Annotated in this window: 18 protein-coding genes; 9 read left to right on the top strand and 9 right to left on the bottom strand. The window is 73.8% G+C overall.

The window, feature by feature from the left end:
* Nucleotides 1-1,004 (bottom strand): sigma-70 family RNA polymerase sigma factor (locus ABZV94_RS34105; protein WP_356347446.1); only part of this gene is annotated, 1,004 nt, incomplete at its 3' end.
* A gap of 165 nt (nucleotides 1,005-1,169) precedes the next feature.
* Nucleotides 1,170-1,568 (bottom strand): helix-turn-helix domain-containing protein, encoded by a 399-nt coding sequence (locus ABZV94_RS34100; protein ID WP_356347444.1) that lies wholly within the window; start codon nucleotides 1,566-1,568, stop codon nucleotides 1,170-1,172.
* Nucleotides 1,569-1,665: 97 nt separating this feature from the next.
* Between ABZV94_RS34100 and ABZV94_RS34095 the strand changes: the two genes are divergently transcribed.
* The gene (locus ABZV94_RS34095) at nucleotides 1,666-2,592 is read left to right on the top strand and encodes an alpha/beta hydrolase (RefSeq protein ID WP_356347442.1); all 927 of its coding nucleotides are present in this window, start codon (nucleotides 1,666-1,668) and stop codon (nucleotides 2,590-2,592) included.
* On the opposite strand, the gene ABZV94_RS34090 is transcribed toward ABZV94_RS34095, so the two are convergent.
* Nucleotides 2,555-3,154, bottom strand: coding sequence for a DUF4232 domain-containing protein (locus ABZV94_RS34090; protein WP_356347439.1), 600 nt, complete (start codon nucleotides 3,152-3,154; stop codon nucleotides 2,555-2,557). The two genes, ABZV94_RS34095 and ABZV94_RS34090, sit on opposite strands and share 38 nt — an antisense overlap.
* Before the next feature lie 258 nt (nucleotides 3,155-3,412).
* Here ABZV94_RS34090 and ABZV94_RS34085 point away from each other — a divergent pair, with 258 nt between their 5' ends.
* Nucleotides 3,413-4,486 carry an NAD(+)/NADH kinase gene (locus ABZV94_RS34085; protein ID WP_356347436.1) on the top strand — a complete coding sequence of 358 codons (1,074 nt, stop codon included), beginning with the start codon at nucleotides 3,413-3,415 and terminating at the stop codon, nucleotides 4,484-4,486.
* A 123-nt stretch (nucleotides 4,487-4,609) separates the two neighbouring features.
* Complete coding sequence (locus ABZV94_RS34080; protein WP_356347433.1) at nucleotides 4,610-5,110, top strand: peptidylprolyl isomerase; 501 nt, start codon at nucleotides 4,610-4,612, stop codon at nucleotides 5,108-5,110.
* 71 nt (nucleotides 5,111-5,181) lie between these two features.
* Here the strand turns inward: ABZV94_RS34080 and ABZV94_RS34075 are convergent, their stop codons facing one another.
* Nucleotides 5,182-5,961, bottom strand: a complete 780-nt coding sequence (locus ABZV94_RS34075) for an alpha/beta fold hydrolase (protein WP_356347431.1) — start codon at nucleotides 5,959-5,961, stop codon at nucleotides 5,182-5,184.
* A gap of 141 nt (nucleotides 5,962-6,102) precedes the next feature.
* Here ABZV94_RS34075 and ABZV94_RS34070 point away from each other — a divergent pair, with 141 nt between their 5' ends.
* From ABZV94_RS34070 to ABZV94_RS34060, 3 genes are all read left to right on the top strand, one after another.
* A complete protein-coding gene (locus ABZV94_RS34070) occupies nucleotides 6,103-6,765 on the top strand; it encodes a PAS domain-containing protein (protein ID WP_356347429.1) in 663 nt (220 codons plus the stop codon).
* 14 nt (nucleotides 6,766-6,779) lie between these two features.
* Complete coding sequence (locus tag ABZV94_RS34065) at nucleotides 6,780-7,970, top strand: alanine racemase (RefSeq protein ID WP_356347427.1); 1,191 nt, start codon at nucleotides 6,780-6,782, stop codon at nucleotides 7,968-7,970.
* 99 nt (nucleotides 7,971-8,069) lie between these two features.
* Nucleotides 8,070-9,053 carry a threo-3-hydroxy-L-aspartate ammonia-lyase gene (locus ABZV94_RS34060; protein WP_356347424.1) on the top strand — a complete coding sequence of 328 codons (984 nt, stop codon included), beginning with the start codon at nucleotides 8,070-8,072 and terminating at the stop codon, nucleotides 9,051-9,053.
* 203 nt (nucleotides 9,054-9,256) lie between these two features.
* Here the strand turns inward: ABZV94_RS34060 and ABZV94_RS34055 are convergent, their stop codons facing one another.
* The 3 genes from ABZV94_RS34055 to ABZV94_RS34045 are packed head-to-tail and all read right to left on the bottom strand — an operon-like array spanning nucleotide 9,257 to nucleotide 10,586.
* A complete protein-coding gene (locus tag ABZV94_RS34055) occupies nucleotides 9,257-9,763 on the bottom strand; it encodes an NUDIX hydrolase (protein ID WP_356347422.1) in 507 nt (168 codons plus the stop codon).
* Nucleotides 9,760-10,089 (bottom strand): hypothetical protein, encoded by a 330-nt coding sequence (locus tag ABZV94_RS34050; RefSeq protein WP_356347420.1) that lies wholly within the window; start codon nucleotides 10,087-10,089, stop codon nucleotides 9,760-9,762. The genes ABZV94_RS34055 and ABZV94_RS34050 overlap by 4 nt, the downstream gene beginning before the upstream one ends.
* Complete coding sequence (locus tag ABZV94_RS34045) at nucleotides 10,086-10,586, bottom strand: NUDIX domain-containing protein (RefSeq protein ID WP_356347417.1); 501 nt, start codon at nucleotides 10,584-10,586, stop codon at nucleotides 10,086-10,088. The genes ABZV94_RS34050 and ABZV94_RS34045 overlap by 4 nt, the downstream gene beginning before the upstream one ends.
* A 306-nt stretch (nucleotides 10,587-10,892) precedes the next feature.
* Between ABZV94_RS34045 and ABZV94_RS34040 the strand changes: the two genes are divergently transcribed.
* Nucleotides 10,893-11,912, top strand: a complete 1,020-nt coding sequence (locus ABZV94_RS34040) for a sigma-70 family RNA polymerase sigma factor (RefSeq protein WP_356347415.1) — start codon at nucleotides 10,893-10,895, stop codon at nucleotides 11,910-11,912.
* 141 nt (nucleotides 11,913-12,053) lie between these two features.
* On the opposite strand, the gene ABZV94_RS34035 is transcribed toward ABZV94_RS34040, so the two are convergent.
* Nucleotides 12,054-14,126: a SpoIIE family protein phosphatase gene (locus ABZV94_RS34035; protein WP_356347413.1), complete on the bottom strand. Its 2,073-nt coding sequence runs from the start codon at nucleotides 14,124-14,126 to the stop codon at nucleotides 12,054-12,056.
* A gap of 117 nt (nucleotides 14,127-14,243) precedes the next feature.
* Nucleotides 14,244-14,723, bottom strand: coding sequence for an ATP-binding protein (locus ABZV94_RS34030; protein WP_356347410.1), 480 nt, complete (start codon nucleotides 14,721-14,723; stop codon nucleotides 14,244-14,246).
* Between the two features lie 546 nt (nucleotides 14,724-15,269).
* On the opposite strand from ABZV94_RS34030, the gene ABZV94_RS34025 reads away from it, so the two are divergent.
* Both ABZV94_RS34025 and ABZV94_RS34020 read left to right on the top strand, forming a co-directional pair.
* On the top strand, nucleotides 15,270-16,154 hold the full coding sequence (locus tag ABZV94_RS34025; protein WP_356347407.1) for an endonuclease/exonuclease/phosphatase family protein: 885 nt from the start codon (nucleotides 15,270-15,272) through the stop codon (nucleotides 16,152-16,154).
* A gap of 78 nt (nucleotides 16,155-16,232) precedes the next feature.
* The gene (locus tag ABZV94_RS34020) at nucleotides 16,233-16,814 is read left to right on the top strand and encodes a histidine phosphatase family protein (protein ID WP_356347405.1); all 582 of its coding nucleotides are present in this window, start codon (nucleotides 16,233-16,235) and stop codon (nucleotides 16,812-16,814) included.
* Nucleotides 16,815-16,905 lie beyond the last annotated feature (91 nt).

Raw genomic sequence — 16,905 nt, 5'->3', positions numbered from 1 at the left:
CTGGCGGCGTGCACCGGTCCGGTGGCCGCGTGGTCGGAGCCGCCCCTCCCCCGGCCCGGTCCGCCGGCGTCCCGCTCCGGCCCCGCGGCCCCATGGACCCATCCGGCCGCGCCCTCGTCCGGCTCATGGGCGCCGTGCCCCGACCCGTCGGCACCCGTGTGCGGACCGGGGTCCAGGTGGGTCGCGGCCGCGGTGGCCGCGGGCAGGGTGGCCGTCGCCGATCGTGTCGCCGCGACGAGCGCCGACGACACCCCGACCAGCGCCAGCCCGGCCAGCAGCCCCTCCGCGGGCAGCAGGCCGCTCCACAGACCGCCGCAGCGCGGGCACGCGCGGGCGTGCCGGGCTATTCGCTTGCGCCACAGGGCGGAGGGCAGGCCGTCCCAGGAGGCCAGTACGGCGCGCAGCTCCTCGCAGGCGGGCCGCGTGTCCAGCGCCCGCACCACCACCCGGGCCGCCTCCAGCCGCGCCTTCATCCGCTGCACCCGTACCGCCGTGTGCTGCGGCGACACCCCGAGGGCCGCGGCGACCTCCGCCCGGCTCAGCTCGCCGGCGCACTCCAGCCACCACAGGGAGAGCACCTCCCGGTCGTCCGGCTCCAGCCAACGGGTGGCGCGCGCGGTCTCCTGGCGCTGGCCGGACAGCTGGAGCCGGACGATGGTGAGGTCCACGAAGTCGGCGCCGGGGTCGGCGACGTCGCCGGTCTCCTCCACGGCGTCCGGGGCGAGGCGGCGGTCCTGCCAGTGCGCCCGGACCCGGTTCATCGCGATGGCCACGAGCCAGGAGCGGAAGCTCTCCGGGGTGCGCAGGTCGCCGAGCGAGCCGAGGGCCCGCAGCATGGTGTCCTGGACGACGTCGTCGACGTCGACGGAACCGTTCAGGGCCCGCCCCACGATGTTGTACACCAGCGGGAGGTAGGCGCTGACCAGGGCGTCCTGGGCCGCCGGGTCTCCCGCTCGGGCGGCGTTCACCAGTGCCGCCGCGTCCACCGTGTGCTGTGTCCTCATCAGAGCTTCCCTGTCCTCGACGCCGAACGGTGCTGTCCGTTACCTGGGAGACCGCGCGGTGCGGTGCCGATAACAGTTCTTCGGAAAATCGTTCGACGGGAGACTCACAGGAGCGGCGCGACGACCGCAAGGGAAGAGATCACACCGGGGTGGTGCCCGGCCGGTTCAGGCCTCCTGACCGCTGGTCAGTTCGTTCGCCCGGTCCACCTCGGCCATGTGTTCCTCGGCCCAGTCCCGGACGGCGGCCAGGACGGTGTCGAGGGACAGGCCGAGTTCGGTGAGCCGGTAGTGCACGCCGGGCGGCACGGTGGGTTCCACCCGGCGCGCGACGAGGCCGTCCCGCACCAGGTTCCGCAGGGTCACCGACAGCATCTTGTGGGAGACGCCGGGCATCCGGCGCAGCAGCTCGGCGAAGCGCACCTCCCCGGGTGCCGCCTCCGCCAGCACCTTCACCGCCATCGAGGTCCACTTCGTACCGATCCGGTCGAGCAGCCGACGGGTCGGGCAGGCGGGGTCGAACAGGTCGCCGCGCGGGGCCGCCGCGTCCTTGGCCTGGGAAGTCACCTGAAGCTCACCATCTGACGGGAAAGTGCGGTCTGGTGGGGGCCAGGCTAGTTACCTACCGTTCCCTTGTCACCATAGGTTACCCAAGGGATCGCCCATGACTGTCTCGTCCGTCCCCGGCGTGCGGCTGCGCCGGGTCACCGTCAACGGCGCCGGACTCAACGTCGCCACGGCCGGTCAGGGGCCCGCCGTCCTGCTGCTGCACGGCTTCCCGCACACCTGGCGGCTGTGGACGGAGGTCATTGGCCCGCTGGCCCGCCGGTACCGGGTGATCGCGCCGGATCTGCGGGGGTTCGGCGACAGCGACCGGACCACGGGCGGTCACGACGCCGGGACGCTCGCCGCCGACGCCGCGGGCCTGCTGGAGGCGCTCGACGCCACTCCGGCCGCCGTGGTCGGCATCGACCTGGGTGTCCCTCCCGCCTTCCTGCTGGCCATGCGGCGGCCCGGGCTGGTACGGCGACTGGTGCTGATGGAGTCGACGCTGGGCGACCTCCCGGGCGCGGAGGAGTTCCTCGCCGGCGGCCCGCCGTGGTGGTTCGGCTTCCATGCGGAGCCCGGCCTGGCGGAGACCGTGCTCACGGGGCGTGAAGAGGCCTACGTCGGCTGGTTCCTGGACCGCGGCACGCTCGGCCGGGGCGTGCGCGCCGACGTCCGTGCGGCGTTCATCCGCGCGTACACCGGGACCGGGGCGCTGCGCGCCGCGTTCGGCGCGTACCGGGCGCTGCCCGCCGGCGCCCGGCAGATCCGGGAGGCCGTGGCCGGCGCCCGCCTCACCGTGCCCGCGCTGACGATCGGCGCCCACCCGGTGGGCCGGGCACTGGAACGCCAACTGCGGCCGCACGCAGACCGGTTGACGGGGCATGTGATCCCGGACTGCGGTCACATCATCCCGCTGGACCGCCCGGAAGCGCTGCTGGGGCTGTTGGAGCCGTTCCTGGGCGCGGACGAGGACCGGTACGGTCGGCGCGGGGACGAGAACGTCCTCAGGAGGGGCGGACCGCCGACACCACCGTCACCGTGACCTTGTTGTCGCACTCGGCGATCTGCCCGTCCTCCAGGGCGACGTGATGCTTCCCCGCGCCGGGCAGACCGACCACCAGGGTCGGGAACACGGAGGGCGTGGCGCCCGAGACGCAGTACCCGTCCGCCTCACCCTGCACCTGGACGAAGGTCAGCTTCACCCAGGCCTTGCCGCCCGGCGCCACCCGCACCGGAGCCGCGACGCCCTTGCGGGTCACTTTCAGCGGGAGGAAGCGCTCGGGGGAGCCGTTGCCGGCCACGGCCACCGTCGGATGGCCGCGCAGCGCGCACGCCCGCGCGGAGACGTTGGTGAACTGGACGATCGCCGCTCCGGTCCCCGTGCCCGGCGGCCGGTGGGCGGCCTGGTACGCCGTCGCCTCCAGCGCGTCCGGAGCGCAGGCCGGCGGCCTGGAAACGGGGACCGGTGCGGTCGGGGCCGCCTCCGGGGTGACGCTCGCCGTCTGGGCGGCCGGCGTCAGGGGCGCGGCGATGGCGGTCAGAGCCGCCGCGGTGACGCGGGTGCTGGGTCGGTTGCGCGGGATTCCCCCGGTTGTCCGCGGCACGGGGGGGAGAGACGTCCGCCGCGGCCCTGGTGTTCAGCGGCGGGGAGCGGACGCCGGGACACCGGGTTCCCCGCTGTCTCATCTGTGAGACCTGTGTCGGTGTGCGCAGAGAGCCGACGAGGTACTCGCACGGCGCAGGAGGTCCACGGGGACGCCGGGGGCCGCTACCGGCTCCGGCGGCGTGGCGTGCGCCGGGCCGGTGCGGGCCGCGGCGAGGATGGCGCTCGGTACGAACCGGCTGGGAGGCGGTGTACGGGTATGACGGTGAACCGTGTCGGCCTGGTCGTGCACGGCGGGCGCGCCGAGGCGGCGACCGCCGCGCGCGCCGTGCGCGCGTGGTGCGCCGAGCACGCGGTGGGATGCGCGGACATCGACGTCTGGCAGGAAGGTGCGCGGCACAACGCCCGCGAGGAGGTCGACAGCGCGGGCGACCCGGATCTGATCGTCACCCTGGGCGGCGACGGCACGTTCCTGCGCGGTGCGCGGCTGGCGGCCGAGAACGACGCCCTGGTGCTCGGTGTCGACCTCGGCCGGGTCGGCTTCCTCACGGAGGTCCCCGCCACCGCGGTGCGGGACGCGCTGGACGCCGTACGGGAGGAGCGGATCGACGTCGAGAGCCGGATGCTCCTCACCCTACGGGCGTCGTGCCGGCTGGAGGTACCCGCGCAGATGGAGGCGCTGCTGCGGTACGGCCGGGGGCCGCTGCTGCCCCCGCCGCGGGTGCGCGGGGAGTGCGAGGTGGGCAACGACTGGGGTGTCGCCCTGAACGTCACCGCGCTGAACGACGTGGTCCTGGAGAAGCTGGCCCGGGACCGGCAGGTGTCGGTCGGGGTCTATCTGGCGGGCCGGCTGCTCGCGTCCTACTCGGCCGACGCCCTGCTGGTGGCCACGCCCACCGGGTCCACGGCGTACAGCTTCGCCGCGGGCGGTCCGGTGGTGTCGCCGCGCGCGGACGCCCTGGTGTTCACGCCGGTCGCGCCGCACATGGTGTTCAACCGTTCGGTGGTGGCCGCACCGGACGAGCCCATCGCGCTGCGGGTGCTGGAGCGGTCGGGCCAGGCCGCGGTCAGCATCGACGGCCAGCTGCGCGGGGTGCTGAGCCCCGGCGACTGGATCGGCGTGTACGCCGCCCCGCGCCGGCTGAAGGCGGTCAGGCTCGGTCCGATGGACTTCTACGGCCGGCTGCGTCAGCGCATGAACCTCACCGACGCGCCGGCCGCGCTCGCCGACGGTGAGGCCGCTCCGCTGTGGCCGGTGACGACGCCACGGCCGGGCGATCTGGCCCATCTGGCCCTGCCCCCGGGCCCCGGCGACGCACCCCGTTTGTCCTGAGGACATGACCCGGACGGATGGCCGTTCGCACCACCGGGTGCTGCGGCGCGGTCCATGTGCCCCCTGGCCTTATATTCCGTAGCGTAGGCGTGGGCGAGGCCCACCGTATTGAGGAGATATTCGATGTCGACAGTCGAGCTGAACACCAACTTCGGCCGGATCGTGCTGGAACTGAACGACGCCGAGGCGCCCAAGACCGTCGAGAACTTCCTGTCCTATGTGCGCGGCGGCCACTACGACGGCACGATTTTCCACCGGGTGATCAACGGCTTTATGATCCAGGGCGGCGGTTTCACCCCGGACATGGACCAGAAGTCCACTCAGGCGCCGATTCAGAATGAGGCCGACAACGGTCTGAAGAACGACAACTACACCGTGGCGATGGCGCGCACGAACGACCCGCACTCCGCCACGGCCCAGTTCTTCATCAACGTTTCGGACAACGCCTTTCTCAATCACTCGGCGAAGACCCCGACCGGCTGGGGCTACGCCGTGTTCGGGAAGGTCACCGAGGGCCGGGATGTCGTCGACGCCATCAAGGCGGTCAAGACGGGCAGCCGTCGTGGCCACCAGGACGTCCCCACCGAGTCGGTGGTCATCGAGTCCGCCAAGGTTCTCGGCTGACGCAGGCACCCCCGCGGGGCGGCACCGGCGGACCGGTGCCGCCCCGCGGCGCTCGGGGGGCGTCCGCGGGCTCAGGCCACCGCCCCGGTGCCGGGACCGAGCCGCCGTAGCGTCGCCTCGATCCGGGCCACCACGGCCTGCTGCTGCGCCACCAGGTAGAAGTGGCCTCCTGGGAACACGTGCAGCTCGGACGGGCCGTCGGTCTCCTGGTCCCAGGTCCGGGCTTCCTCGGGGGTCACCCGGGGGTCGGCGTCGCCGGTCAGCACGACGAAGGGGCAGCGCAACCGCGGTCCCGGGGCGGGCCGGTAGGTCGCCACCGCGCGGTAGTCGGCCCGCAGCGCGGGCAGGATCATCTCCAGCAGCTCCTTGTCCTGGAGCAGGGCGGCGTCGGTGCCCTCCAGCCGGCCGACCTCCTCGATCAGCCGCGCGTCACCGCCCTCATGGACGGTTTCGATCCGTTCGACGGACGGGCCCCGGCGGCCGGAGAGGAACAGCACCACTGGCGGGCGCCCGGCGGACTCCAGGAGCCGGGCCAGCTCGAAGCCGACGAGGGCGCCCATGCTGTGCCCGAACAGCGCGAGCGGCGTGTCGTCGCCCTCGTCCAGCGCGCGGAACACCCCCTGGGCGAGTTCCTGGACGGACTGGGCCGGGGTTTCCGTGAGGCGGTCCTGACGTCCCGGGTACTGCGCCGCGAGCACGTCGACTCCGGGCGACAGGGCCTCGGAGACGGGGTGGTAGAAGCTCGCGGAGCCGCCGGCGTGCGGCAGGCAGAGCAGCCTGGGCGCGCCCGGTGCCGCCTGGTGGAAGCTGCGCAGCCACAGCCGGTGGGCCGTGCCGGACCGGTCGGTCATGTGTCCCCCTCGGTGGAACGGAAGGCAGGTGCCGTCCTCGGCCCCTACATCCGATCACGAGTGCTCGCGGTTGACCCGCGACATCCCCCTCCTTAGACTCAAATTCCAGAAGTGGACAGCGAGTCCACCAAGGAGGGTGGCGTGACCGACGGTGCCGTGAGCGAGGACAGTACGCGCGACGACAGCGCGGACGAGCACCTCATCCGGGAGGCCGAGAAGATCGCTGTCGCGCTGGGCCGCATGTTCCCCGGCCTGTGCGAGGTGGTCCTGCACGACCTGCGGGACCCGGACCACGCGATCCGCGCGATCGAGAACAACCTGTCGGGCCGTCAGGTGGGCGACTCCGCCACCGAGTTGGGCCTGGCCCGCATCGCCGATCCGCAGTACCCCAGCGTCATCCAGAACTATCCCAACCAGTTCCCGGACGGCCGCCCGGCGAAGAGCACCTCCATCGGCATCAAGAACGCCGCCGGCGAGTACGTCGCGGCACTGTGCCTGAACCTCGACGTGTCCGTCCTGTCCCCGGTCACCCTGGCCCTGTCCAACCTCGTGGCCACGGACACCGAGCACCGCGACCGGCCCCTGGAGACCCTGCGGGACCGCACCGCGCGCGAACTGCGCCAGGCGGTGGAGGCCCGGGCCGCCGAGCGCGCCGCCACGCCCCGGTCGCTGAGCCGGCAGGACAAGAGGGCACTCGTACGGCAGCTGCAACGCGACGGCTACTTCGACTCGCGCGACGCCGCGCAGACCATCGCGGACCTGCTCGGCGTGTCCCGGGCCACGGTCTACAACTACGCGAAGTGAGAGGTCACCTGCCCATGACGACCGGGCCCGTCCCCGCTCCGTCCTCCCCCGCCGCCAGGACCCTGGCCGACCCGGACACCCCCTTCGCCGTGGTGGACGCGCACCGGGTCCGGCGCAACGCCGCCCGTCTGCGGGCACGGGCGGACCGCCTCGGGGTCGCCCTGCGCCCCCATGTGAAGACGGCCAAGAGCCTCGACGCCGCCGCCCTGCTGCACGGCGGCACCCCCGGCCCGGTCACCGTGTCCACCCTCGCCGAGGCCGAGGCGTTCGCCGGCGCCGGCTACCGCGACATCACCTACGCCGTCGGCATCGAACCGCACAAACTCCCCCGCGTCATCGCCCTGCTGCGCCGCGGTGTCACCGTGCGCGTCCTGCTGGACAGCACCGAGCAGGCGACGTTCGTCGCCGCGGCCGCGCGGGAGGCCGGCGTCAGCCTTCCCGCCCAGATCGAGATCGACTGCGACGGCCACCGCGGCGGCCTCAAGCCCGACGCCCCCGGGCTCACCGCGATCGCCGCCCTCCTGCACGACGCGGGCTGCCTGGACGGCGTCCTGACCCACGCGGGCGAGTCGTACTTCTGTCACACCGCCGAGGAACGGCGCACGGCGGCGCGGAGCGAGCGCGATGCCGCGGTCGCCGCGGCCGAGCGGCTCCGCGCGGCCGGCCTGCCCGTGCCGACGGTCAGCGTGGGCTCCACCCCCACCGCTCACGCCGCCGAGGACCTGACCGGCGTCACCGAACTCCGCGCGGGCAACTACGTCTTCTTCGACCTGGTGATGGCCGGCCTCGGCGTCTGCGACCTCGACGACCTGGCCCTGTCGGTCGTGGTCACCGTCATCGGCCACCGTCCCGAGTACGGATGGATCGTCACCGACGGCGGCTGGATGGCCATGTCCCGGGACCGCGGCACCGCCGTCCAGCCGCGGGACCAGGGCTACGGCCTGGTCACCGACCTGTCCGGCGCACTGATCCCGGACGTGGTCATGACCGCCGCCAGCCAGGAACACGGCACCCTCACGGCCCGCGACGGCGCCGCCCTGCCCGACCTGCCCATCGGCACCCGCCTGCGCATCCTGCCCAACCACGCCTGCGCCACCGCCGCCCAGCATCTGGGCTACCACGTCATCGACGGTTCCGGCGGCGCGCAAGCCCCCGCACCGACGCCCGGTGTCGAGGGCTACTGGCCGCGCGTCACCGGCTGGTGACCGGCCCCCAGCCGTCTCCCCCGCGCATCTCCCACCCGCAGCCCCGCGCACATCCCCCCTCCCGTCCGCCCGACCGTCAACGACACTCCGAGGACGCCCATGGCCGCCGCCGCACCGCCCGTCACGTTCGCCGATGTCCGCGAGGCCGCCGTCCGCCTCGACGGCGTCGCCCACCGCACCCCGGTCCTCACCTCCCGCACGCTCGACTCGCTGGTCGGCGCGGAGGTGTTCATCAAGGCGGAGAACTTCCAGCGGGTCGGCGCCTTCAAGTTCCGCGGCGCCTACAACGCCGCCGCCCAGCTGCCCCCGGACCAGCTGGCGAAGGGCATCGCGGCCTACTCCTCCGGCAACCACGCCCAGGCCGTCGCGCTGGCCGCCCGGGAACTGGGCACCACCGCCGTCATCCTGATGCCCGAGGACGCTCCCCGCTCCAAGCGGGAGGCGACCGCCGGATACGGGGCGGAGGTCGTCACCTACGACCGCTACACCCAGGACCGCACCGCGCTCGGCCACGCCCTGGCCGAGGACCGCGGCCTCGCCCTGATCCCGCCCTACGACCACCCCCATGTCATCGCCGGTCAGGGCACCGCCGCGCTGGAACTCCTGGAGGAGACCGGCCCGTTGGACGCCCTCCTCGTGCCCGTGGGCGGTGGCGGCCTCATCGCCGGCAGCGCCACCGCCGCCACGGCACTGCACCCGGGCATCCGGGTCATCGGCGTCGAGCCCGAGGCGGGCGACGACACCAAGCGCAGCCTGGAGGCCGGCACACGGGTCACCGTCCCGGTCCCGCGCACCATCGCCGACGGACAGGCCCTGGCCACGCCCGGCGAGATCACCTTCCCCCTCAACCAGCGCCTGGTCGACGCCGTCGCCCTCGTCAGCGACGCCGAGATCGTCACCGCGATGCGCTTCGCCTTCGAACGCCTGAAGATCGTCCTGGAGCCGAGCGGCGCGACGCCCCTGGCCGCCCTGCTGGCCGGGCGCGTCGACAACCCGCCCCGGCGGATCGGCGTCATCGCGTCCGGCGGCAACATCGACGTGGACCGCTTCGTCGCGCTCACGGGTCGCCCGGAGCGAGGGTGAGGCGCGTGTAGTACTCGGTACCGAGCAGGCGGTTCCGGGTGGCGGCACATCGCACCACCCGGGCCGGCCGGGAGCGGACGCGGGGACGCGGTGGTCGGCACGACCGAGCATCCGCGGTGGCTCCGGACTCCGAGGGCCGCCGGCGAGTCGGCGAGTGCGCCCGCGCGGGGACTGTCCGGCCGGCCCGGCTCCCCGCCCCGCGCTCACATCTCCCCCCAGTCCCAGGTGTCGAAGTACTCGGCGACGCCTGTGCGGCGGGCCCTGGTCACGGCGTTCAGCCGGGCGAAGTCCTGGACCGGCATCAGTGGTCGCCAGGCCTCCAACGGCAGCACACGGAACTCGTCGTGCTCCTCCGGGTCGAGAGTGATGCCCTGGATCTGTGCGTCGCCGAGGCGACCCCCGTCGAAGATCAGGCCCATGGTGCTGTACGGCCATGCGTCGCCGGGCAGTCCGTAGACCGCGGCCAGCAGCCGCGGCGGGCCGGCAACCGTGATGCCGGTTTCCTCATGGCACTCCCGCACAGCCGTCTCCCAGGGACGCTCACCGGGCTCCATCGTGCCGCCGGGCATCTGCCACGGATGCGCGGGGCTGTACAGGGAGTGGAGCTGGACGGGCCGGTCCTGCTCGTCGGTGAAGTGGATGCAGGCGAATCCGGTGGCCTTCATCAACTGCTCGGCGTACTGCTCGGGCGGGAGCCAGACACGGCTCACGGCGTCTCCTTTCCGTCGGCCCGCAGCCGGGCCAGGGTGCGTCGACCGCGTTCGACCAGTTCGGGGTCGTCGTGCGTGGCGCCGAACTGGATCCCGGACACGGCGTCCAGCGCCGACTCCAGCGCCAGGCGTTCCGTTTCGGGCGGGGTCAGCTGCCTGCCGTACCCGCTGAAGAACGCCTCCCGGAGGTCCGGGCGCCCGGCCCACGCGTCGCCGATCCGGACCAGGTCCCGTACGGCGGGGCCGAGCTCACCGCCCAGCGGCTCCCGGTGCCGTTCGTGGCCGGAGTGGGGCGCTTGCAGTTCGGTGGGGGGCGTCTCCCTCACCAGCCCAGCTCCGTGTACGGGCGGCCGGTGCGGATCCCGTCGATCGCGGCCCGGGTGTAGGGGACGATCGGTTCCGGCAGGCTGTCCGGCCGCCACCACCGCCAGGCCAGGCACTTGTCCGGCTCGCGCACCTCCGGGGTGCCCTGCCAGCGGCGTACGCGGAACACCAGCTGCATGCGCGGCGGTGCGCCGGGACCGTCGAGGAGGTGCACGGCGTGTGCGAACTCCGCGTCGGACGGGTCGACGAGGAGCCCGGCCTCCTCGTGGGCCTCGCGGACGAGGCAGCCGACGGCCGGTTCCCGTTCGCAGTGTCCCGCGAGGAAGTGCCAGGTCCGGCCGGCGTAGGCGGAGCCGGGGTGGCGCAGCCCGAGCAGGATCCGGCCCTCCTCGTCCTCCAGGTAGAGGTGCACGCCGATCACCTGGAGCTCGGTCCGGGACGGTTGGTCGTCGTGTGCGGGGCGGGGCGTTTCCCTGCCGGTGCGAGGATTCCAGGTCACCGCGGTCCCCCTCGGCGGTCGTCCGGTCGCGTCGTCGGGTTCAACGACCGGGCCGCGATATCGAACACACGTATTTCGGACGGACCGGGAACCGCCGTACGGAGCGGGTCCCGGAACATGTGGGATGCACGGACCCTTGCCCGGCAAGAGAAGCACGCGGAACACGGTTGGCCGAAACGCCGCTGTCGCGGGGCCGTGGGCCGCTCCCGCCGGGCCCTGTGTCGCGGGCCCGCGCCCGGGTACCCGGCATCCCGCCGGAAGTCGAGAGGACAGCCAAGCGAGCGACAGAGTCGGAGGGCCGCAACCATGCCTGCGCCGGCACGATCCGCATCGGCGGATTCCCGAGAGCGCCGCCGTGCCGCCGCCCGCTCCGCACGGCCGCGGAGCAGGGTGCCGGAGACCGGGGACGAACCCGATCTGCTCGGCCAGTACCTGGCCCAGATCGCCGCGACCCCCTTGCTCACCGCCGAGGACGAGGTGCGGCTGGCCCGGCGCATCGAGGCCGGTGTCCACGCCACCGAGGAACTGGAAAACGCCGAGACCGGCGGGCGTGACCTGCCTCCGCACCGGCGGCGGGAGCTGGAGGAGGCCGCGCGGGAGGGCCTGCACGCCAAGGACCACATGATCCGGGCCAATCTACGGCTCGTGGTGTCGGTCGCCAAGCGGCACGCGCACCGGGGCGTGCCCCTGCTCGACGTGATCCAGGAGGGCAACCTGGGGCTCATCCGGGCCGTGGAGAAGTTCGACCACACCAAGGGCTTCAAGTTCTCCACGTACGCCACCTGGTGGATCCGCCAGGCGATAGAACGCGGCCTGGCCCAGCACGCCCGTACCGTGCGGCTGCCCCTGCACGTCGTGGAGGAGCTGCAGAAGCTCGCCAAGGCCGAACGGCGCCTCTACCTGCGTCTCGGCCATGAGCCGACGGACGACGAGGTCGCCCGGGAGAGCGGGTTCCGCGAGGGTCGCGTCGCCTGGCTGCGCCGGGTCGGGCGGCAGACCCTCAGTCTGGACACGCCCGTGGACGACACCGGCGAGACCGTGGTCGGCGACCTCATCCCCGCCTCCGACGTGCTGCAGGCTCCGGAGGTCGCCGAGTACCGGGCACTCGCCGAGGAGCTGAGGGACGCCCTGAGCACGCTGGCGCCCCGTGAGGCCATGATCCTCAGTCTGCGCTACGGGCTGCACGACGGGCAGCCCCGCACGTTGCAGCAGGTGGCCGAGCAGGTGGGGCTGACCCGGGAGCGCGTCCGCCAGCTGGAGAAGGAGTCCCTCGGCCGGCTACGGGCTCCGGAGGCCGGCGAACGCCTGCTGGAATGGGCGGGCTGAGGGGACGCAGGCCGCATCCCACGGCTTCGGGGAACGGTGCTCGGGCGGGCCGCGCCCCCGGCCGGTGACCACGCCCACCGCCGTCCCCCTCATCCGCATCAGCGCTGACCGGAACGGCCGCGCACCGGTGCGCCGACGGGTTCAGCCCTCGGCGCGGGCCACGAGCAGAGCCACGTCGTCGTCGCCTCCCGGGGGCCGCAGCCTCTCCAGGACCCGGTCGCAGGTCTCCTCCAGGTCGTCGCCGGCTGTCGCCGTCAGGGCCTCCAGGAGGGTGCCGAGACGGGCGTCGATCGGGTCGCAGCGGGTTTCGACCAGGCCATCGGTGTAGAGAGCGAGTTGATCGCCGGGCCGGAAGTCGAACGCCGTCGTCTCGAAGGCCGTGCCGCCGACGCCGAGCGGCACACCGGTCGGAAGGTCGAGGAGCTGGGCCGGCCGGCCCGCACGGACGAGGGCCGGGGGCAGATGGCCGGCGAGGCCGATGCGGCACTGGCCCCGCTCGGGGTCGTACCGGCAGTAGGCGCAGGTGGCGATGGTGTGCTCGACGTCCTCGGTGAGCCGATCGAGCTGCCGGAGCACCTCTGCGGGGTCGAGGTCGAGCCCGGAGAACGCGCGGGTGGCGCTGCGCAGTTGTCCCATGCTGGCGGCGGCGTTGATGCCGCTGCCCATCACGTCCCCGACGACCAGCGCGGTCCGGTCCCCCGGCAGGCGCATGGCGTCGAACCAGTCACCGCCGATCTCGCTGACGGCCCCGGCCGGCAGGTAGCGGCACGCGATCGTCAGGCCGGGCAGGCGGGACGGCAGCTGCGGGAGCAGGCGGCGCTGGAGGGTGAGGGCGGTGTTGCGCGCGCTCTGGTACCAGCGCGCGTTGTCGATGCAGATCGCGGCGCGGCCCGCCAGCTCGCAGGCGAGCAGGGTGTCGTCCTCGTCGAAGGGCGCGGGGGTGCCCACGCGGGTCAGGCTGAGGGCTCCCAGGACCTCGCCGCGGGCCAGGAGCGGCACGGCGAGGTAGGAGTGCACGCCGGTCGTCTCCAGAAGGGAGGCGGCCTCGCTGGTGCGGGCGATGTACCGCAGGTCCTGGGCAGTCGTCTCGGCCACCCGTACGGGCTTGCGGGTGCGCACGCACTGGGTGAGCAGGCGGTCACTGTCGTAGGTGGCGACTCTTCCTGGCGGGTCGGCCGCGTGCGCGGCCTCGGGGGCGTGGGCCGCGGCGGCGGCCACGGCCCGGAAGCGGGCGGGACCGGAGGCGGACGGGGCGCGTCCGCGCAGGACGCTGTCGAGCACGTGGACGGAGGCGACGTCGGCCAGGTCCGGTACGACGACCCCGGCCAGCTCGTGCGCCGTCTGCTCCACGTCGAGGGTCGAACCGATGGAGGCGGAGGCGTTCGCGATCAGAGCCAGCCGGTTGCGGGCCCGGGTCGCCGCCATGGTCGCCTCGTGCCGCTCGGTGATGTCGATGACGGACGTGACCACGCCGAGCACCCGGCCCGCGGCGTCCTCCAGCCGATGGTACGACGCCGACCAGGCGTGCTCGCGGTGCGGGTCGGCCGTGGGGCGGCCGACGACGTGCTGGTCGGTCACCGGCTCCCCGGTCTCCAGGACCTGGCGCAGACAGCTCTCGACGGCCTCGCTGTCCAGGAAGGTCAGGACGTCGCGGACCCGCCGGCCGATCTGTTGCGCGGCGGGCAGGCCGTGCATGCGTTCGAAGGCGGGGTTCACGGTCAGATAGCGCAGGTCGGTGTCCAGGATGGCCAGGCCGATCGGGGACTGGGTGACCAGGCGTGCCGAGAGGGCGACGCCCCGCTCCACCCGTGCCACGGTCGCCTGGTCCACAGCCAGGCCCAGGGCGTAGGTGTCGCCGAGGTCGTCGAGCAGGCGCATGTTGCGGAACTCCACCAGCCGCGTGCTGCCGTCCTTGTGCCGGACCGGGAAGGCTCCCGCCCAGTCGGTGCCGGACTCCATGACCTCGGCGAACAGGGTGATCACTTCGTCCCAGTGCTCCTCGTGGACCAGCAGCCGCGCCGCGAACCGGCCCAGCGCCTCGTCCGCGGAGTAACCGAACAGCTCCTCGGCCTGGGGGCTCCAGAAGACCACGCGCCCGTTCGTGTCCAGCACCACCGCGGCGACGCTCAGCAGATCGAGCAGGCCGGTGGGCGACGCGCCGACACCGGGCAGGGCCCGGCCCCGGCCAGGTCGGGAGACGTCCGTTCTGCCCATACGCCGTTTCTCCTCTGCCACTCGGTCGGCTCTGCCACTCGGTCGGCGCACGCACCCGCGGCCCGGTCGGAGCACGCGCCGCGGCCGTGCGGAGCCACCCGGGGGCGTCCCCCGTCGTCACCCCGGGAAGCGGCCGGCCACGTCTCCCCCGGGGTCGTCCGCCAGCATCACCGACGCGGTGATCCGCTTGCCGACGGGTTCCCGGTGCACCTCGAAGCCCTGGCACACGGCCATCACGATCTCAAGGCCATGCTGCCCCACCCGGCCCGGATCGGCGGCCTTGGCGACCGGCAGCACCGGCGCGGTGTCCCAGACGGAGATCTCGACACCGTCCCCGGACAGCCGCAGATCGACCAGGCAGGGCCCCGGCGCGTGCTTGCAGGCGTTGGTGACCAGCTCGCTGACCACCAGCTGGACCACGCCCATCGCCCGCTCCGACACCGGCACGCCATGATCGGCCTGCACCCGGGTGAGGAACGCGCGCGCCAGGTCACGGGCCGCCGCGATGTCGACGGGGTCGCCCTCGTACGCGGCCGAGACCGTGACGGGTCCGGCACGGTCCGCCCGCCGATCCCCGGTCCGGGGAACCTCGTCCATACCGACCGCCCTCTGCCTGAGCGCCTGATCCCTACCTCGCGTGTACCCAGAAACGGCCGGCATCCGGCCTTGCCGCGGGTGGAGGACACGTGAGCGACACCGTCCGCCGGGCCCGCGCCGCGGTGCCGGCGGGTCCGGCTGCGGAGGGACCGGTGGTCAAGCGGCCCGCGGGCGGGCATCATGCGGGGGCGAGGCGGACGGGCGGCGGGGGGCCGATGGTCGGTGAAGGGTGTCCGAGCGGCGGGGCAGTGGGGCGGCGGAGCGGCAACGGAACTGTTCTCAGCGCTCCGGCGGGCCGGCCGCCGGGGGCACGCCGCGAGCGGCCGGGAGCCCGCCGGGGAGCGCGTCTCCGCCCTCTCCGGCTTTCCTCCCCGTCTCCTTGGGTCCCGTGCTCGGCACGCGCCGCCCCGGCAGGAAACAGCACGCGTCCGTCCGGCTCCGGCGCGCGGCAGCGGACGGAGGCGTCGCGGCGCCCGCACCGACGCGTCTCGGTCCGGGCCACCGCTCAGCCGGCCGACCCGCAAGGACAACCCTCTGGAGGATTCAGTGGACCGCACGCCCCGACGCGCCGCTCCGCGTGTACTGGCCGCCGCCGTTCTCGCCGGCACCGCCGTGCTCGGCGCCGCATCGCCCGGCGCGGCGGCGGACCGGGTGACCGGCGCCGGACCGGGCGCGTCCCGTGTGCCGTTGCGCGTGGCGACGTACAACATCCACGCCGGGGCCGGCCAGGACGGCCTCTTCGACCTCGACCGCACGGCGGCGGCGATCCGGGACCTGGACGCCGACGTGATCGCGCTTCAGGAGGTCGACGTGCACTGGGGTGCCCGGAGCGACTTCACGGACGAGGCCCGGGAACTCGCCGGGAAACTGCGCATGCGGGTCTTCTTCGCGCCGATCTACGATCTCCCGCCGGCCACGCCCGGTGGGGAACGGCGGCAGTACGGCGTCGCGATACTGAGCCGGCGGCCGGTCCGGGGCGCGTGGAACCACGAGATCACCCGGCTGTCCACCCAGACGCCCGACCCGGTGCCGGCCCCCGCGCCGGGCTTCGCCGAGGTGACGGTCGGGGTGCGGGGCGCCCTGGTGCACGTGTACGCGACCCACCTGGACTACCGCGCGGACCCCTCGGTCCGGCGTGCCCAGGTCGACGACATGCTGGGCGTCCTGGCCGAGGACGCGGGCCCGAAGGTGCTCCTCGGCGACTTCAACGCCGAGCCGGACGCCCCTGAACTGGCCCGTCTGTGGGGGCCGTTGGCCGATGCGGCGCCGAGTGGCGGCAAGACCTTCCCGGCGGTGGACCCGGTCGAGCGCATCGACCTCGTGACGGTCTCCCCCGACGTCACCGTCACCGGAACCCACGAGTCCGAGACCGCGGCCTCCGACCATCGCCCGGTCGTCGCCGACCTCCTGCTGCACGGCCGGGGCCGCTGAACCTCCACCCTCCCCCGGGGACGCCCCCGTTACCCTTCGGCTTCGACTCCCCCGGCACCAGTGAACAGGAGCCACCGCGTGACCAGTCGGGTCCTTCTCGTCTCGCCCGCGATGAGCGCGTCGCTCCGGCAGGCCCGCTTCGACGACGGTTGCCCGCTCGACGACGGCGGCGCCGCGCGGGCCCGTTCGGCTGCCGGGTCGCTGCCCGCAGCGGCCCGTGTGCTCGCCTCTCCGAGCGTGCGCTGCCTGGAGACCGCCGCGGCACTGGGCCTGGACGGTGTGCCGGTACCGGAGTTGGCGGGTCTGGATGTGGGCCGCTGGCGGGGCCGCACCCTGGACGAGGTGGGGGCGGCCGAGCCGGACGCGGTGGACCGCTGGCTCACCGACCCCGGGTACACACCGCATGGCGGTGAGTCGGTCCGGGAGCTGTGCGAGCGGGTCGCGCGCCGGCTGGCCGACGCGCGGGGCCTGGAGGGCCGTACGGTCGCCGTGGTCGAACCGGAGGTGGTGCGGGCGGCGGCGGTGGCGGCACTGGGCATGCCTGTCGCGGTCTTCTGGCGCCTCGACGTACCGCCCCTGACCGTCACCGAGCTGAGCGGCCGGGCCGGGAGGTGGAACCTGCGGCTGGGGCGTCCCCTGGCGGCGCCGGAGCCCCCCTAGGGTCTTTCGTTTGGATCAGGCCGGATCAGGGAGCGGGGTCTGGTGCCGTGCATCGCAAGGCGGAGGAGGGCGCCATGGCGGAGCCATGGCA

The sequence above is a fragment of the Streptomyces sp. NPDC004658 genome (assembly GCF_040609555.1).
Classification (GTDB): domain Bacteria; phylum Actinomycetota; class Actinomycetes; order Streptomycetales; family Streptomycetaceae; genus Streptomyces.
The sequence above is the reverse complement of the archived record's forward strand: the minus strand, read 5'-3'. Positions and strand labels throughout refer to the sequence as shown.